The 17,374-nt window shown below is 60.9% G+C and carries 17 protein-coding genes; 6 read left to right on the top strand and 11 right to left on the bottom strand.

Going from position 1 to position 17,374, the window contains the following annotated elements:
- Positions 1–65: 65 nt before the first annotated feature.
- The 3 genes from AB731_RS13410 (at position 66) to AB731_RS13400 (ending at position 1,718) form a co-directional block, all read left to right on the top strand.
- The gene (locus AB731_RS13410; RefSeq protein ID WP_047094586.1) at positions 66–527 is read left to right on the top strand and encodes a Dps family protein; all 462 of its coding nucleotides are present in this window, start codon (positions 66–68) and stop codon (positions 525–527) included.
- A gap of 86 nt (positions 528–613) precedes the next feature.
- A complete protein-coding gene (locus tag AB731_RS13405) occupies positions 614–1,234 on the top strand; it encodes a 6-phosphogluconolactonase (protein WP_047094511.1) in 621 nt (206 codons plus the stop codon).
- A gap of 4 nt (positions 1,235–1,238) precedes the next feature.
- Entirely contained in the window at positions 1,239–1,718 is a 480-nt protein-coding gene (locus AB731_RS13400) for an NUDIX hydrolase (RefSeq protein ID WP_047094510.1), read from the top strand.
- Here AB731_RS13400 and dinB read toward each other — a convergent pair.
- Complete coding sequence (gene dinB, locus AB731_RS13395) at positions 1,700–2,830, bottom strand: DNA polymerase IV (protein ID WP_047094585.1); 1,131 nt, start codon at positions 2,828–2,830, stop codon at positions 1,700–1,702. The genes AB731_RS13400 and dinB overlap by 19 nt on opposite strands.
- Positions 2,831–2,924: 94 nt before the next feature.
- Between dinB and AB731_RS13390 the strand changes: the two genes are divergently transcribed.
- Entirely contained in the window at positions 2,925–4,172 is a 1,248-nt protein-coding gene (locus AB731_RS13390) for a multidrug effflux MFS transporter (RefSeq protein ID WP_047094509.1), read from the top strand.
- A gap of 11 nt (positions 4,173–4,183) precedes the next feature.
- On the opposite strand, the gene AB731_RS13385 is transcribed toward AB731_RS13390, so the two are convergent.
- The 7 genes from AB731_RS13385 to crtY all read right to left on the bottom strand — a co-directional run bounded on the left by AB731_RS13385 (position 4,184) and on the right by crtY (position 12,153).
- A complete protein-coding gene (locus AB731_RS13385) occupies positions 4,184–5,086 on the bottom strand; it encodes an aldo/keto reductase (protein WP_047310234.1) in 903 nt (300 codons plus the stop codon).
- Positions 5,083–6,975 carry an acetyl/propionyl/methylcrotonyl-CoA carboxylase subunit alpha gene (locus tag AB731_RS13380; protein WP_047094507.1) on the bottom strand — a complete coding sequence of 631 codons (1,893 nt, stop codon included), beginning with the start codon at positions 6,973–6,975 and terminating at the stop codon, positions 5,083–5,085. The genes AB731_RS13385 and AB731_RS13380 overlap by 4 nt, the downstream gene beginning before the upstream one ends.
- The gene (locus AB731_RS13375) at positions 6,972–7,643 is read right to left on the bottom strand and encodes a Cif family virulence factor (protein WP_156167471.1); all 672 of its coding nucleotides are present in this window, start codon (positions 7,641–7,643) and stop codon (positions 6,972–6,974) included. The genes AB731_RS13380 and AB731_RS13375 overlap by 4 nt, the downstream gene beginning before the upstream one ends.
- 79 nt (positions 7,644–7,722) lie before the next feature.
- The gene (locus AB731_RS13370) at positions 7,723–8,823 is read right to left on the bottom strand and encodes a phytoene/squalene synthase family protein (protein WP_047094505.1); all 1,101 of its coding nucleotides are present in this window, start codon (positions 8,821–8,823) and stop codon (positions 7,723–7,725) included.
- Positions 8,820–9,401 carry an LOG family protein gene (locus tag AB731_RS13365; protein ID WP_047094504.1) on the bottom strand — a complete coding sequence of 194 codons (582 nt, stop codon included), beginning with the start codon at positions 9,399–9,401 and terminating at the stop codon, positions 8,820–8,822. The genes AB731_RS13370 and AB731_RS13365 overlap by 4 nt, the downstream gene beginning before the upstream one ends.
- A 44-nt stretch (positions 9,402–9,445) precedes the next feature.
- Positions 9,446–10,942, bottom strand: coding sequence for a phytoene desaturase (locus AB731_RS13360; protein WP_047094503.1), 1,497 nt, complete (start codon positions 10,940–10,942; stop codon positions 9,446–9,448).
- A complete protein-coding gene (gene crtY / locus AB731_RS13355; protein WP_047094502.1) occupies positions 10,939–12,153 on the bottom strand; it encodes a lycopene beta-cyclase CrtY in 1,215 nt (404 codons plus the stop codon). Before crtY ends, AB731_RS13360 begins: the two co-directional genes overlap by 4 nt.
- 145 nt (positions 12,154–12,298) lie before the next feature.
- Here crtY and AB731_RS13350 point away from each other — a divergent pair, with 145 nt between their 5' ends.
- Positions 12,299–13,222, top strand: coding sequence for a MipA/OmpV family protein (locus tag AB731_RS13350; RefSeq protein WP_047094501.1), 924 nt, complete (start codon positions 12,299–12,301; stop codon positions 13,220–13,222).
- A gap of 16 nt (positions 13,223–13,238) precedes the next feature.
- Here AB731_RS13350 and AB731_RS13345 read toward each other — a convergent pair whose 3' ends face one another.
- A complete protein-coding gene (locus AB731_RS13345) occupies positions 13,239–13,784 on the bottom strand; it encodes a hypothetical protein (protein ID WP_047094500.1) in 546 nt (181 codons plus the stop codon).
- Between the two features lie 50 nt (positions 13,785–13,834).
- Positions 13,835–15,871 (bottom strand): S9 family peptidase, encoded by a 2,037-nt coding sequence (locus AB731_RS13340; protein WP_047094499.1) that lies wholly within the window; start codon positions 15,869–15,871, stop codon positions 13,835–13,837.
- Between the two features lie 160 nt (positions 15,872–16,031).
- Between AB731_RS13340 and AB731_RS13335 the strand changes: the two genes are divergently transcribed.
- Positions 16,032–16,619 (top strand): hypothetical protein, encoded by a 588-nt coding sequence (locus tag AB731_RS13335; RefSeq protein WP_047094498.1) that lies wholly within the window; start codon positions 16,032–16,034, stop codon positions 16,617–16,619.
- A gap of 125 nt (positions 16,620–16,744) precedes the next feature.
- Here the strand turns inward: AB731_RS13335 and AB731_RS13330 are convergent, their stop codons facing one another.
- A complete protein-coding gene (locus AB731_RS13330; protein ID WP_047094497.1) occupies positions 16,745–17,365 on the bottom strand; it encodes an SOS response-associated peptidase family protein in 621 nt (206 codons plus the stop codon).
- Positions 17,366–17,374: the final 9 nt, after the last annotated feature.

The following is a 17,374-nucleotide window of genomic DNA, read 5'->3' as shown; positions in this document are numbered from 1 at the left end:
GTTTCGTGAAACAGCACGGCTGCTCGGGCGTTGAACAGCCAAACCATTTTACGAAGGAAATGATCATGGCCACCACTGGCGACAATTCGAAGACCGCGCTGATTGACGGGCTGAACGGCCTGCTTGCAGATCACCTTGCGCTGTATTTCAAGACCAAGAACTTTCATTGGCACGTAACCGGTCCGCGCTTTCGCGACCTGCATTTGCTGTTCGACGAACAGGCCATCGAAATCCGCGACCAGATTGACGCTATCGGAGAGCGGGTGCGCAAAAACGGCGCGATGACACTCACCTCCATCGGCTCTGTCGCTGGCGCGACGCAGATCAAGGATCAGGACGACACATCGCTCGCACCTGAAAAGATGGTCGAGGAACTGCGCGACGATAATCAAAAGGTGGTCGACCGGCTGAAGGGCCTGAAGAAACATGCCGAAGAAGCGGGCGACAATGCCACAGACGGCCTGCTGGATGACTGGACGGACATGGCCGAAGAACGGGTGTGGTTCCTGACCTCCATTCTCAGCTAATTCTTCCAGCCTGTAGGCACATGCCACCGCCGCAACGCTGCTTTCGGGCTTGGCGTTGCGGCGGTTTTGCGTCTAGCCCGAAAGGCATGGACAATATCGACATTATCGAAGGCGCGGACGACGCCGAAATCGCGCGTTTTCTGAACCACTATCTCGGCGCGTGTCTGGCGGCCAGCGATCAGCCGATCGCCATCAGCGTGCCGGGCGGTTCCACTCCGTTTCCCATTTTTGAAGCGCTGATCAGGACCGATCTCGACTGGTCCCGCATTACCGTGTGGCCGGGTGACGACAGGATCGTTCCGGAAGATCACGCAGCAAGCAACACCGGAAAAATTCGCGCCCTGCTGGAGCCTGCGGGGGCAACTGTTGTGTCGCTTACGGTAATGGAACAGGTCCCACATTTTGCGCTGGTCTGGCTGGGCATGGGGGCCGACGGGCACATTGCTTCGCTTTTCCCCAATACCGATCCCAGGGTGGATGATCCCGCGCAGCTGCGCCGCCTCACTCCCGATCCGCTTCCGCCAGAAGCGCCGTTCGACCGGATCACACTGACGATACCGTCTTTGTTGAACAGTGACGCGCTGATGTTCGTGATCCGCGGCGAGGACAAGCGCGCTGTGTTCGATGCCGCCACTCACGGCGGGCATGATCTGCCGGTTGCACGCTTGCTTGGTGCGGCGAGTCAGAAGGTGACATGTTTCACCTGACCCCATGCTCCATCTGATCCCGGCACCGCTGCACCGGCTGGCCCTGAGGCTGGGATACAAGCTGCGCCAGCAATTCTGGAAATGGGCGCGTCCCGATGTCGCGGGCGTTGCTGTGCTGCTGCGCGATACGGAAGGCCGATTGCTGCTGGTGCGCCACAGTTACGGCCCGAGGGCGTGGGCGCTGCCGGGCGGCGGGATGGGCGCAAACGAAGACCCGGCTGAGGCTGCGCGGCGCGAAATGCGCGAAGAACTGGCCTGCGAACTGGACGATCTGCAAGTGCTGCGCGCTTTCGAGGAAGACCTGTCGGGCGCGCCGCATGTTGCGCATGTTTTCACCGCGCAGCCAATTGGTGACGTCCGGGTGGACGGGCGCGAACTGCTCGAGGCACGCTGGTTTGCGGCTGACGAACTCGCCACCGTTTCCTGTACCCGCGTAACCTTCCGGCGGCTGAAGGTGCTGGGTTTCTACAATAGCGAAAGCTGACCATCATCTCTGCGCGGGATTTCGGCCGGTCCGTCATGTTCCAGATTGCTCAACGTTAGCCCCATAAGCCGGATCGGCATGGCGAGGGGTAGCTCGGCCTCCAGAATTTCTTGCGCGATGGCCGCAAACTGCGCCTTGTCCGCCACCGCCCGGTCTAACGATCGGGCGCGTGACATCAGCTGGAAATCGGTGAATTTGACCTTCAGCGTGACCGTACGGCCCTTGGCCTGTTTGGCAGCGATGCGTTCCCACACAATGTCGATGATATTGTCGAGCGTCGCGCGCAAGGCGCTGCCGCTGGAGATATCCTCGCTAAAGGTCCGCTCCCCGCCAATGCTCTTGCGAATACGGTTAGCGCGGACGGGTCGCAAATCGATGGCCCGCGCAGCCCGGAACAGATATTCGCCAAAGCTGCCGAAATGGGCGCGCAGCCATGCGGCGTCCCTGGCGGCGAGATCGGCGCCGGTTTCGATGCCCAGCCTGGCCATCTTTTCTGCGCCTTTCGGGCCAACGCCATGAAACCTGCGGATAGGAAGCGACTGCACAAAAGCTGCGCCTTCTCCGGGCCGGATAACACACAGGCCATCGGGCTTGTTCTGGTCGCTTGCCAGCTTGGCGAGGAACTTGTTGTACGAAACGCCCGCGCTGGCGGTCAGATCGGTTTCTTCCCTGATCTGCCGACGGATAACCTGCGCGATGGCCGTGGCAGAACCGATGCCATGAATATCGTCGGTGACATCCAGAAAGGCCTCGTCAAGGCTTAGTGGTTCGACGTGCGGTGTATGATGCAGGAAAATGGTGCGGATTTGTTCGCTGGCCTCGCGGTAGGCGTCGAAGCGGCTTTTGACGAAGATGAGATCGGGGCACAGGCGCTTTGCCGTTACGCTGGGCATGGCGCTTTTTACGCCGAATTTGCGCGCCTCGTAACTGGCGGCGGCCACGACGCCGCGCCCGCTTGAGCCGCCCACCGCAACGGGCTTTCCGCGCAATTCGGGATTGTCGCGCTGTTCCACGCTGGCGAAGAAGGCATCCATATCGACATGGATGATCTTGCGCAGGCCGATAGCGTCTTCTGGCGCATCGCCATCTTCATCCGAGTTCAGCTCGTCCATGGCGGCAATATAGTGGCAAGCTGCGCCAGGCGCGAGATGGCAGGCGCTCATATCCCGCTTCCCTTTTTTCCCGGCAGGCTCCAAGGACGCCGGGGTGAGCTTCTCCCTGTCCATCGCCGCAATCCGCAACAAGCCGCTGCAAGAGCGCGAGATGATTGTATTGATGGCATCACTGATGAGCCTGCAGGCTTTCGGCATTGATGCCATGCTGCCTGCGCTCGGCCAGATGGCCAGCGATATGGGTGCAGACGGCAATTCGCGGCAATATGTGATCGGTGCCTATTTTCTGGGCGGCGGCATCGGGGCGTTCTTCCCCGGCGCCTTTGCCGACCGGTTCGGGCGCAGACCGGTGCTGGCACTGGCGCTGGTATCCTATTTCGTGCTGTCGCTCGCATGTTCGCTGGCTACCAATTATACGCTGCTGTTGGCTTTTCGCCTGGTGCAGGGCGTGCTTTGCGCCGGTCTGAGCGTCGTGCCGGCGGCCATCGTGCGCGATCAGGTTGGCGGGGACAAGATGGCCCGGCTGATGAGCCTGATCATGATGATCTTTCTGGTCGTGCCGATCCTTGCCCCCGCCATCGGGCAAGGCATCATGTACCTGCTTGGTTGGCGTGCGATTTTCGGCGCAATGGCCTTTGTCAGTCTGTTTGTCAGCGTATGGGCGTGGGTGCGGCTTCCGGAAACGCTGCAGGATGATAACCGGCAGGACATCCGTGCCGGGACAATCCTGCGCAATATGCGGGAAGCGCTGTGGGCGCGCGAAAGCATCGGATATGTGGTCGGCGCAGCGCTGGTGTTCGGATCGCTGTTCGGCTTTCTCAATTCCAGCCAGCAGCTTATTTCCGAAACCTTCGGAAGCGGTGATTATTTCGCCTTGATCTTCGGCGGTGCGGTGGTGGGAATGGTGGTGGCCAATTTCACCAATTCGCGCATTGTCGAACGGTTCGGTGCGCGCCGGGTGAGCCATGCGGCACTGCTGGCCTTCATCATCATTTCAATCGCGCAACTGGTGAGCGCCAGCTTGCAACCGCAAAGCCTGGCCGAATTTATCGTATTGATGAGCCTTTCGATGGCGACGCTCGGTTTCGTGGGCGCAAACTTCAGCTCGATTGCGATGCAGCCGTTTTATCATATCGCCGGTGCCGCCAGCAGTGCGCAGACCGCGGTGCGGATGAGCACGGGCGCGGTGCTGGGTGCGGTGATCGGCGGATCATATGATGGCACGGCGGTACCGCTGGCGGTTTCGATGTTGGCCTGTTCCCTGGCAGCGCTTGCCATAGTATTGTTCAGCGAACGCGGACATTTGTTCCGCCGCCTGAATATCGGGAAGCGGCTTCCCTGACGGCATAATGTCTAAGGCAGCGCGGCCCCGCGTGCTGTTTCGAATACCCCGTACCACTGATCACGCGTCCAGCGCATTGTCAGGGCCTGCGCCGCCTCTGCGATCCGTTTTGCATTTTGCGATCCGATGATTGGAACAATCCCGGCTGGATGCGCCATAAGCCAGCCATAGGCGGCGACAGCGCGGGAAACGCCAGCTTCCTCCGCCATACCGTCCAAGGCGCACGCTACACAGCTATCACGCTCGGTTTCGGGCCGCATCAGCCTGCCGCCGCCGAGCGGGCTCCACGCCATGGGGGTGAGGCCCAGTTGCATGGCCTGATCCAGTTCGCCGTTGTCGAACGGATCGATCCGCAGCGGACTGATTTCAGGCTGGGTGACGCAGAGCGGGATGTTCAGGAAGTGACTGAGCGCGTCGATTTGAGCAGTCGTGAAATTGGACACGCCTATGGCGCGTACCTTGCCGCTCGCCGCCGCGTCATCAAGAAATCGCGCCAGATCTTGCGGATGGGTGAGGATGTCGGGCCGGTGGATCAGATAGAGGTCGATGTGATCGGTGCCGAGCCTTGTGAGCGACGCCTCCAGCGCGCGGTCCATATAGGCGCGCGACTGGTCATAAGGCGTAGGCGGGGTGATGCCGCCTTTAGTCACCAGCGTAATGCGTTTGCGCAGGGCCGGGTCGGCGCGCAGGACTTCGCCCAGCATCGCCTCGACCTTGCCGAAGCCGCTTGTACCGTGGAAGCCATAAATGTCCGCAGTGTCGATCAAATCGATGCCCGCATCCAGCGCGGTACTGAGCAGGCGGGCGAGATCTTGGGACGAGCCATCGCTGCGCCACATGCCCCAGGCAAGCGGGCTGGTTTCAATGCCTGATGCGCCAAGGACACGGCGCGATGGAAGCGGAAGGGCGCTCACTCTTCGGCGGGCTCGATCCGCGCCAGCAGCGCCTCTACCTGCACTTGTCCTCCTTCACTCGCATTGAGTTCAGAAACCGTGCCATCGAACGGCGCGGTGAGCGCGTGTTCCATCTTCATCGCCTCCAGCACCATCAGCCGCTGGCCCGCGGTGACGGCGTCGCCCTCCGCCACATCGACCGCGATGACCTTGCCCGGCATAGGGGAAAGGATGTCGCCGTCGTGCGCGTGGGCCGAGGCACCGCCACGATCCGGCCGGGGAGTAAAGAGCCAGTCCTGACCGCGCTCGGTGACCAGAACGGTATGATCCGGGCTGCCATAGCTAGCCAGCAAGCCATGTTGATCCGTGCGCGCGATGTAATGCTCGCCTGCGCACCAGACATCGGCAGTCTTGCGCTGCAGCGCGTTGAGGCGAAACCCGTGCAGTTCGCTCACAAGCTGGACTTCTCGCGGGGCGCGCCAGTCGAAATAGTCGCTGCGCAGCCGTGCGCCCGCAACATCTGCGGCATGCTGGCTTGGCCGCGCTGATGGCATCAGAGCCTCGCCTGCACGTTCGATCAGGCCGGTATCAAGATTTCCCGCTGCAAAATCGGGGTGGTCCAGACATTCGTACAGAAAGCCCTTGTTGGTCCGGACAGGGTGAACGAGGCTTTCGTCCAAAGTGACTTTAAGCGAATGCAGCGCCTCTTCGCGGTTTTCATGATGCACGATGACCTTGGCTATCATCGGGTCGTAAAACGGCGAAACGGCATCTCCGGCTTCGACCCCGGTCTCGATCCGCGATTCCCCTTCGTCCAGGATCAACTCGTCCAATCGCCCTGTGCTCGGCAAGAACCCTTTCGCCGGATCTTCTGCATACAGCCGCGCTTCAATTGCGTGGCCGTTGATCGAGAGCTCTTCCTGCTTGCACGGGATCGGTTCCCCGCTTGCCACGAGCAATTGCCATTCCACCAGATCGACGCCGGTGATTTCCTCGGTCACCGGATGCTCGACTTGGAGGCGCGTGTTCATTTCCATGAAGAAAATGCGGTCGGCGCGCAGGCCTTCAGAGGCGTCGGCGATGAACTCGATGGTGCCTGCACCTTCGTAATCGACGGCTTTTGCAGCGCGCACGGCGGCGGCGCAGATTTGTGTCCGGGTCGCCTCGTCCATGCCGGGGGCCGGAGCTTCCTCGATCACCTTCTGGTGGCGGCGCTGGAGGCTGCAGTCGCGTTCGAACAGGTGGACGATATTGCCGTGGCTATCCCCGAACACCTGTACTTCGATATGGCGGGGTGAGGTAATCCACTTTTCCAGAAGCACTTCATCGTTGGAGAAGCTGGCCTTTGCCTCCCGCTTGCAGCTTTGCAAATCAGCTTCGAAGTCTTCGGCAGCCAGAACCTTGCGCATTCCCTTGCCGCCGCCGCCTGCCACGGCCTTGATCAGCACGGGATAGCCGATGGCATCGGCCTCTTTTTTCAGGCGTTCCACAGATTGGCCCTCGCCCAGATAGCCTGGCGTCACCGGTACTCCGGCGGCTATCATGCGTTCCTTCGCAGCATCCTTCAGGCCCATCGCGCGGATGCTTTCCGGCTTCGGCCCGACCCAGATCAGCCCCGCATCGATAACCGCTTGCGCGAAGTCAGCATTTTCGGACAGGAAGCCATAACCGGGGTGGATCGCTTCTGCGCCGGTTTCCTTCGCCGCAGCGATGATCTTTTCGCCGACCAGATAGCTTTCCGCAGCGGGCGAGGGGCCGATATGCACCGCCTCGTCTGCCTGACGCACATGCAATGCCTTCGCATCGGCATCGGAATAGACCGCCACGCTGGCCACACCCATTTCACGCGCGGTGCGAATAATGCGGCAGGCGATCTCTCCGCGGTTAGCGATGAGCAGCTTGGCGATCATTGTCCGCCATCTTCCGCTGCGGCATCGTTAGTGTCGCCGGTGATGCCTTGTGTGATTACGCCAGGATCCACAGGCCGCAACTGGACTTCCCCGGCGGTATCCTCCGCCTCGTCGGGGCAATCATCGGGGAGGTAGGAATAGACGACGCTCGCGATCAGCCATTCACCGTCTCGATTGAGCAGAGAGAACACGTTCACGCCGCAATGATTGCGCGTGCCGGCAACGTAGAATTCATACGGCGCCCAGACCATTGCCACCGGGCCGTCCACCATCACCACGGGATCGCGGATCGGTTCGGAAATATCGGGCACGGTTTCTGCCAGCGATGTAATGGCGCGGGAAAGCGGCATGGTACGCATGGCATCGCCATCATCATCAGGCCGTACGAAAGCGAGATAGGCAGCGTCCAGAGCGACCGCGGTCATGGCCTCTGCATCCTTCGCGCCAAGGCCCGCCATGAACGCCTCGACCGCTGCCAGGGGATCGCTTTGCGCGCTCGCCGGATCGGCACGGTCGGTCGAAGCACTGGCTTCAGACAAGGGCAGGCCAGGTCCGGACGTATCGTCCTGGGCCTGCGCTGGCCCAACTCTATCGTCCTGCGCCTGCGCAGGTAGGGGCAGCAGGCACACCGCAGCAGTGGCAAATGCGAATTTCATGGCAGCTTTCATGGCACTCGTCTCCTTGTGCGGAGCGATGGCCTGCACCGGTTGCAAATGCAACCGTCTGGCCCAGCTTTGGCAATGCAGCTCAGTCTTCCTTGCGGCGAATGCCTTCGTCGCGCAGCGGGGTCATCGGGCGATCGGGAATGGGGCCATCCATCCGCGCCATCACCATCAGCCTGCCACGCGTGAATTCCGGCATGACTTGCGGTTCGAACGATCCACTGATTGTTTCTTTCAGCGCGGCGATCACATGGCCGATCTTGTCCAACGTGCTGGTGTGGACGCGGTGGTCCCACGCAAATTCTGCCTGACGTTCAACTTCCTCGCCAATCGCGCCGTAGATGTTGGCGGCTGACAATATCGCCCAGCGCTGGCGAAAACGCAGCCGCCCTGCGCCGACGCGTGCCGCCGCATCATGTAGCCGCGCGCTGTCCACCAGCCGCTTGGTCAATTTCACCAATTGCTTGCGATACTGCGGCTTCATGTGCTGGCCCGGAGGGATATCCATTTCCGCAAGCCATTCTTCTGGCAAGTAGCAGCGCCCGGCGGCGTCATCGTCAGCAATGTCGCGGGCAATATTGTTGAGCTGAAAGGCGAGGCCAAGGTCGCAGGCGCGGTCGAGTGTTTCGGTTGCATCAGCCGGAATGCCCATCACCCGCGCCATCATCACGCCAACCGCGCCCGCCACATGGTAGCAATAGCGCATAAGGTCAGCTTCGGTGCGGGGGCGCCATTCCTGCGCGTCCAATACGAACCCGTCGATCACATCGTCGGTCATTTCGCGGGTCAGACCGGTCTCGGCGGCAACCTGCCCCAGCGCGTCGAAGGCAATGTCGGCAGTCGGCTGGCCGTCAAGCGCGCGGTTGGTGAGAATGCGGATGGCTTCCACCCGGTCCATCGGGCTGGAAGTATCGAGCTTCAGTTCGCCGCTCTTGTTGCGAAAACCGGCCTCCTGCCCGTCGGCAATATCGTCGCACCGGCGGCACCATGCATACAGCAGATGCGCGCGTTCGCGCGTGGTCTTGTCGAACAGCAGGCTGGCGACGGAAAAGCTTTTGGAGCCCTTGGCGATGCTTTCTTTCGCCCGGCGCACCAACGCCTCTCGCGGGCGGCCACCGCCAATTTGTCGCGGCGTGGATTTGACCACATGGCTCGCGACCAGAGGACGGGGCTTTACGCGCTTCACAGATCTTCGGCGCGCATTTGCACGATTGTTTTTGCAGGTGTGAAACTGGCCATCTTGTCCACCAAATCCTCAATCGTCTCGCTGATAATCATGATGCCGCGATGTGCTTCCCTGACAAAACCGGTTTCGGCCATGTGGGTGTTGAACGCAACAAGCCCGTCAAAATATCCCAAAGCGTTGAGCAGGCCGACAGGTTTGGAATGATAGCCCAGCTGTGCCCAGCTGATCGCTTCCCACAATTCGTCCATCGTGCCGACGCCGCCGGGCATGGTGACAAACCCGTCAGACAAATCGGTAAAAGCCTGTTTGCGCTGGTGCATGGTGTCAACCACGTGGAGCTGCGTGCAGTCCTTGTTTGCGACTTCCATATCGACCAGCGCCTGCGGGATAACGCCGATCACTTCGCCGCCTGCGTCCAGCGCGGCGGTGGCAATCGCCCCCATCAGGCCAGCCTTGCCGCCGCCATACACCACGCCAATCCCGCGCTGGGCCAGTGCAGTGCCGACGTGGCGCGCAAGCTCGATATAACGCGGGTCCGCTGGTGTTGCGGACCCGCAATAGACGGCGAGACGTTTCATTCTTTTTCCCTGTTGCTGTTCTCGTGGAACCGCGAAAGGCCCGCTTAAACGCTCAAGTCCTCGATCATCAAGCCCGCAGTCGCCTTTGCGCTGCCGACCACGCCGGGGATGCCTGCGCCCGGATGGGTGCCTGCGCCGACGAGGTAGAAGTTGTGGATCTTGTCATCCCGGTTGTGGCCGCGGAAGAAAGCGCTTTGCGTGAGCAGCGGTTCAAGGCTGAAGGCGCTGCCCAGATGCGCGTTCAAATCCGTTGCGAAATCCGATGGCGCATAGTGGAACTTGGTCACGATCCGGTCATGAATATCGGGGATCAGGCGACGCCCGACTTCGTCCAGCACGCGCTTTTCCAACTGCGGGCCGACTTCGTCCCAATTGATCGGCATTTTGCCCTGATGCGCGACCGGCACCAGCGCGTAGAACGTGCTCTGGCCTTCGGGCGCCATGCTGGGATCGGTAACGGTGGGGTGGTGCAGATAGACCGAGAAATCGGCGGGCAGCACGCCCTTGTCATAGATATCGTCGACCAGCCCTTTGTAACGCGGGCCGAACAGGATCATGTGGTGCGGAATGCCCGGCCATGTGCCTTCCAGACCAAAGTGAACGACAAACAGGCTGGGGGAGAACTTCTTCTTCGTCAGCGCCTTGCCGTAGGTTTTTCCGCGGTGGCTTTCACCCAGCAAATCCTTGTAGGAATGCACGATGTCGGCGTTGCTGGCGACGGCATCGAACTTGGCAGACCAGCCGCTTTTGGTGACAACGCCTGTCGCGCGGTCGCCCATGGTTTCCACCTTCTCCACCGCGTCGCCCACGCGCATCGTGCCGCCCAGCCGTTCAAAATGGCGGACCATCCCGGCGATCAGTCGATTGGTGCCGCCGCGCGCCCACCAGACGCCGCCGTCCTTTTCCAGCTTGTGGATGAGGGCATAGATGCTGGAGGTTTTCATCGGGCTGCCGCCCACCAGCAGCGTGTGGAAACTGAGCGCTTCGCGCAGCTTTTCATTGCGGATATACTTGCTGACCATGGAATACACGCTGCGCCATGCCTGATGCTTGGCAAGGGCGGGTGCGGCTTTCAACATGCTCTTGAAATCGAGGAACGGCACTGTGCCCAGCTTCACGTAACCTTCGTCATGCACGGCAGCGGAATATTCCAGGAAGCGGTCATATCCGGCGACATCGGCAGGATCGAGCTTGGCAATTTCCTTGCGCAGGCCTTCTTCGTCATTCGAATAATCGAAGTTGGTGCCATCGGGCCAGTTGAGCCTGTAAAATGGGAATACCGGCATCAGTTCGACATCTTCGGCGATGTCGTGACCGGACAATTCCCACAATTCCTTCAGGCACGGCGGGTCGGTGATCACTGTGGGTCCGGCGTCGAAAGTAAAGCCGTCTTTCTGCCAGTGATAGGCGCGGCCGCCCACCTTGTCGCGGCCTTCGATCACTGTGGTGGCGATGCCTGCGCTTTGCAGGCGGATGGCAAGCGCCATGCCGCCGAAACCGGCGCCGATGACACATGCTGTGCGGCCTTCGGGAGTGGTCATGAATTGTCCTTGGAATGGGCGGCGTTGAGCCGGGGGGATGTGGAAAGCAGTGCGGAAATGCCGCGGTGTATGGGAATGGGCGGTTTGCCGGTCAGAACGCGCAACCGGTCCATAAGTGTCGATTTGCCCGCATAAAACCGTTCAACCAGCGGTTCCGGCAGCCCATAGAACCGTTCAAAAATGCGGTAGCGGATGGCAGGCGGCGCGCCGTTGAACAGCATGCGACCCAGCGCGCGGTAGAACCCCATGGACTTCCAAACCTTGCGCGCGTGGGCTTCCAGCTTGGCAGCCAGCTGCTCTCCGGGAAGATCGGCATCCTCGGCTACGGCCAGCGCAACCTCGACCGCGATGGGCAGGGTGTAGCTGGTCAGTGGATGGACAAAACCGCCGCGCCCGCCAGCCACCGCCACGCCGGGCGTGCGGTGCGCGGCCTGAAATGCGGCGAAATCTCCGCCGGTGATGACGGGCAGCACGCCGGTTTCAAAGCTGACCGGCTCTCCCGCAATGCCTGCCTGGTGGCAATATTGATCTATCCGGCCTGACAGCGCGCTGCGGTCTAATTCCGGCCTGTCGGCATAATAGGTGTCTTCCACAAAGACGTCGTGCGATCCCAGCGGCAGGACATAGACAAAGCGGTAGGCCCCGCCATTGCCCGACGGCGCGACCTGATCGACAGTCGCGTCCATGATGATCGGCCTGGTGAACCCGTGCGGCTCCGCAGTGCGGACATGCCGCCCCATGAAAACCTGCCACCCGCCGTTCAGATCAGCGGTCGAAGTATAGCCGCGGCAGTCGATTACCTTGTGCGCGGTAAGCGTCGTGCCATCGGTGAAGGTAACTGACTTGGCCTCCACCACAGACGCATCGCGCCCCGTGAGAATTGCGCCATCGTCCAATTCGCGCGCCAGGGTTGCGGCGAAATCCTCGCTTGTCAGTGAACGATATCCTGCATCGAGATTGCGGCTGAGGTTCGGGAAGCGGATTTCATAACCGTCATCCCATTCGGTTTTGCGGAAGCGGGACATAAGTTCCTGTCCGGCTGCATCCAGATCGGTAGCGAACCAGCTCCAGCGGTGATTGCCGCCAGGCGCGCCGCCGCTTTCAATCAGGCGCACTGAAAGGTCAGGCCGATGGCGGGCCAGAGCCAATGCGATCAGGCCGCCCGAAAGGCCCCCGCCGACAATGGCGATATCACAGTCGCGTCCGTTCATTATGTCAGTGCCTTAGCGGATTGCGAGGGCGAGGCAATGACGGGCGAAGGGCTATGCCGTCACCGGGGCGCAAAAGAGGTTGCATTATGGAACCTGTTGCCTCCACCGTCCGTTGGGTACCGATACAACGAGGATTCCCGAACAAATGCAACTTCGCCCCATCGCCACCTTCTCGGCTATCGCATGCGCTGCGCTGGCCTCGCCTTCTCTTGCGCAGGACGTATCCGTTCCAGCCGATGTAGTCGAACAGGCAGCCGATGAAGACCGGGACCGCGGCGGTCCGCCGGAGGGATTTGGCGAAACCGTGTTCGATGGTGATTTCCTTACTATCGGAGTCGGCGGCGCGATCAGCCCGTCCTACACCGGATCGGACGAATACGTGTTTTCCGCCCTGCCGGTTATTCAGGGCTCGTTCGGCGGGGTTCGTTTCAGCCCGCGCGCGGCTGGCCTGACCGTCGATTTCATCCCCAATCCCGATGAAGGTGTGGGCTTCGATGTGGGCTTTTCCGCCCGCGTGCGCAGCAACCGCGCAGACCGGATCAAGGATGATGTGGTAGCGCAATATGGTGAACTGGACCGCGCCATCGAAGTCGGCCCCAGCGTGGGCGTAAGCTTCCCGAAATTGCTCAACCCGTTCGACAGTCTTTCGATCAAGACCGATGTGATGTTCGATGTGGCCGGTGCGCATGGCGGCACGGTCGTGTCCCCCAGCATCAGCTATTTCACGCCCATCAACCGCGGCGTGGCAACCAGCCTCACGCTCAGCACGGAATGGGCGGACGAAGATTTTCAGGATTATAATTTCGCCGTAAACCCGGCGTATTTCACCGGTGCGGGCGCATCGCCATTGGCGGCCTATGATCCCGATGGCGGCGGCTTCACCAGTGCAGGTGCCACCCTGCTGGTTGGCGTCGATCTGGACGGGGACGTGACCAATGGCGGGCTGAGTTTCGTCACCATTCTTGGCTATTCCCACTTGCTCGGCGATGCGGCGGATACGCCCTTTACCAGCGTGCGCGGATCGCGCAGCCAGTTTCTTGGCGTGTTGGGCCTTGCGTATACGTTCTGACCTTCAGGCTGCGCCCCTATCCGGATCGCTTCTTGTCACGTTCGGCCATCCAGCTTTCGGATTTTTCGATCGCCAGGCGCATCTTCCCGTCAAAAGCGATGCTTTCGGATTGCAGGACGAAGCTTTCCGAGCCGATCCTGAGCGCATAGATCCGATCGTCTTCATCCACGGTCGCGCGGGCTGGCACGCCTTCGCGAAATTCGGTTTCACGCGCGCGGATCTTGCCAGGATCGAGCATGAGAACCCATTCCCCGTATGATGTGGAAAAAATTGCAAGGGCGGTGCCGCTTTCATCATCCAGCTTGCCGCGCAATTGCAGCGTTCCTTTTCGGTCGCGACCGCCAGCCAAAGCGTTCCGGCGCCTGAACAGGAACCGCAGGTGGTGAAGCCCGCCATACATTGCGAGCGTACCAAGCAGGCCAAACATGATCCGCAGGAAGATCGGCGGCTGTTCTCCAAGCGACACGAAACCAAGGGCAAAGGCGGCGAAAGCTGCGCCAATGGCGATCAGGATCAGTGTACGAAAAATGGCTGCCTCCCGGATATTCCGAGAGGCAGCCATTAAACGTTTCGCGTAAAAATAACACGTATCAGCGTGCTACCGGGATGTGATCAGTCCTCGCTGCCCAAGTTGAGCGCCGGACGCGGGGCCGGCAAGGCTGCATCACGGTCGCCTGTCATCAGATAGGTGTCGAACCATTCCATCATGCGCACATTGTAATCGTAACGCGATGCGGCGCGGGCGTTGCCGTGGCCTTCACCGGGATAGAACACCAGCCGCAGCGGCGTATCCGGACGGCGGATACGGATGTTGCGGTACAGTTCCGTGCTCTGCGTCGGGCTGACGCGCGGATCGCTGTCACCATGCATGATCAGCAGCGGCGTATCGGCGCGGTCGGCATAGTAGATCGGGCTGATTTCCAGCCAGCGCTGCCAGTTTTCCCACGGCCATTCCAGCGCATGGACGAGATACATTTCCATCGGAATGTCGCCTGTACCCACCTTGCTGATCTGGTTGGAAATGCCCACGAACATCACGCCTGCGGCAAATTCTTCGGAATAATAGGTGCTGCTCCAACCGGTGGCATAGCCGCCGTAGGAACCGCCGGTGATACCAACGCGGTCCGGATCGGCAATGCCCGCTTCGACCAGCGCATATTTGGCGTCCACCAGATCCACAAATTCAGGATCGGTGTAATTGCCCTGATGCTGTTTCGAGAAGGACGTGCCGTATCCGGTGGAGCCGCGATAGTTCGGCTGGAACACGGCATAGCCCTGGCCCGCTGCAACCTGGCCCGGGCCGCTGTAATTGGTGGTCCAGCCGTTGCTGTCATGCGCTTCCGGCCCGCCATGCACATCCATGATCAGCGGAGCGCCGCCAGCGGGGATGCCGCCAACAGGCTCTGTCAGAACGCCTTCGATTTCCTGCCCGTCGCGCGCGGTAAAGGTGAAAGTGCGCTGCGTGCCCATTGCAATATTGGCCAGCCACGGGTTGTGATCGGTCCACCGTTCGAAACCATTGCTGGAATAAAGGAACAGCTCGTTCGGGTGCGAAGGCGCGTTGGCCTCCACCGTCAGGCGATTGCCGCCTTGTTCAAGGCTGGTCAGGATCAGGCCATCGGGATCAATTTCGCGCAGCATGTCGCCATCATCGGAATAGAACCGCAGCACGCTTTGCGCGCCAACATGGACGACCACGGCGAGGCGTCCATCGGACATCCACTCTGCATCAACCGCCGCTTCGGGCGCGCCCGCATTGAGTGCGCGGTATGCGCCGGTTGCCGTGTCCACCAGATGCAGGGTGGTGTCGGCAGGATCGTTTTCATCCACCGCCGCTATCATCGAAAGCTGGCTGCCATCGGGCGAGATTTCCAGATCACCCAGCTTGCCCGGCGTTTCAATTGCAAGAAGGCTGCCGGTGGCAAGATCAAGGATATGCGCACGCTTTGACGTGTAACTGTCATCGACCAGAGGTGTCGGCGCGCTGGTGATCAGCGCCCACTGCCCATTGGGTGCTATCTGGAAGCTGTCGACATAGCCCGGCACGGTCACTTCGCGCGGCTCTGCATCGATGTCATCGGTTCCGGCAGTCGCAACGAACAGGCGGTTCAGCCGCGCTTCTTCTTCGTAAACTACCGCATCGAAGCCTGCTGCGCGTTCATCATCGCGCGTCTCGTCAGGCGCAGCGGATACGAGCATGTAGATCATGTCGCCATTGGGGGAAAAGGCGTAGGAGCTGACCCGCGCATCTTCCACGCCTGCCAGCTTCCGGTGTGATCCGCCATTGGTGGGAATGCCCCACACGCCGCGGTCATCGCCCGATGCGGAATAGAGGAACGTGATCATCGATCCGTCGGGCGAATAATCGATGCCCGAAACGCTCATATCTTCCGGCAGGAATGCGCGCGCCTGCATGGGGCCATCGGCCACGAACAGCTGCTGCATGCCGCCGCCATCATCCTCTCCCATGGTCACATCGGGATAATGGACGCGGGTATAGGCGATTTGTGTGCCATCTTTCGAAACAGCGACGGTGCCGGTGTTTTCGATGCGCGCAACATCTTCGGGTGTCATTACTTCCTGCGCCATTGCAGGGGCAAAAGGCAGGACCAGCGCAGAGGCAAGCAGTGCAGGGCGGAGCATTTTCATGGGGGGAGAATCCTCTTGTGTAGTTTCGATTGCAACGGGTCATAGCGAACCCTACCCGCAAGGCAAATGTAGCCCGAAGGCCTTGTAACCGCGGGGAAGCGCTGCGCGAATAAGCCTGACACATGCAACACAGGCAAAGCATCAAGCAGGGACCAACCTCATGCATATTCATTTAACCAGTACCGCACGCGCAGCGGCAATCGCGCTGATCATCACCGTCGCCACGCAGATCATCTACATCACGCTGTCCAATACGGGCGTAACCCCCAACCGGCAGGTTATCTGGTCAACCGAAGTGCTGGCCTTTCTTGCCATATCGGTCACCGGCCTCGTGTTGCTGCCTGTGCGCCCGCTTATCGGTGCGGGTCTGGCGGTTGGCGGTGTGTTGAACGTTATCCAGGCGGGCATGGGCCTCGTCATGTTCCCGCCGCTGATGGAAGCAGGTGATGCCTTGGGCCCCGTATTTTCCGCCGTGCTGGCAATGGCCTTCCTGCTGTTTCATGCCGGCAAAGTGGCATTTGGCGTCGCTGCAATGGCGATTGCGCGGGATCTTTGGCATACGGGCGGAGTGGCCAGGGCAATCGGCGCGCTTGCAGGCATCACAGGACTTGCGGCGGCTTTGCTGAATGCCATCGCCATCGCAATGGCAGACAATGACCTGATGTTCCCGGCGGGGGCTGCGGGCACCGCAGCGGCGCTGTTCCTTGCATTGGGGTTGACGGTTCTTCGTCCGGTTACGACCGAGTAGCGGCCCTGCTTTTACCCGGTGGCGGGGGCATTGATTGCTGCGCAGGATCGCGCGCAGAGACCATGCTCCGCGCCATATCACCGGCAAAGTCCAGCTTTACGGCTGGACCCCTTGAATAGCGAATTTCAAGCGCCAACTTCCCGCATCAGGGTAGATGAATAAGGTGCCAGCAATCGCTTTGCATGATCCCATCCGGCGCGCAGCCAAATGTCATGGGCGCGGGGATCGGGAGGCAGGATAACCGGCATCGCATCGCGGCCCATGGCTTTGGCGACGGCGTTGGGTTTGCATGTCAGCAGCGCGAAGCCGGGCACTTCGCTATCCTTCCACACGCCCGCCATCGCAAACAGCGGCTGGTCCGTAGCAGTCAGCCAGTGCTGCCGGCGCTTTGCGTCCATGCCGATACCGCCCCATTCCATGAAGCCGGTGCAGGGCACCAGGCAGCGGAATTCCGGATTGCGCAGATTGCCGGTCCAGAACGGACTATCCGCATTGCGCACAGACAGCACCGGGCGCGCGGCATCGCTGGCACCCGGCGGCGGCGGTACGCCCCACAGCCGCGGGACCATGCGCCTCGGCTGGCGAGATGATCCCGGTCCGGCAATAAATTCCCGTCCCGCAGTGATGACAGGTGCAAAACTGGCGGGAGAAACGTAACCGCCGCTCCACGGATCATCGCCAGGGTTGACTTCGAACACCCGCGCAATTGCGGCGGCACCGGCATCAAGGCGGTAGAGAACGGTCAATTTGCCGCG

Origin of the sequence: Aurantiacibacter marinus (genome assembly GCF_001021555.1) — a bacterium.
Taxonomy (GTDB): domain Bacteria; phylum Pseudomonadota; class Alphaproteobacteria; order Sphingomonadales; family Sphingomonadaceae; genus Alteraurantiacibacter; species Alteraurantiacibacter marinus.
Note: the sequence above shows the minus strand (reverse complement) of the source record. Positions and strands in the feature narration are given on the sequence as shown.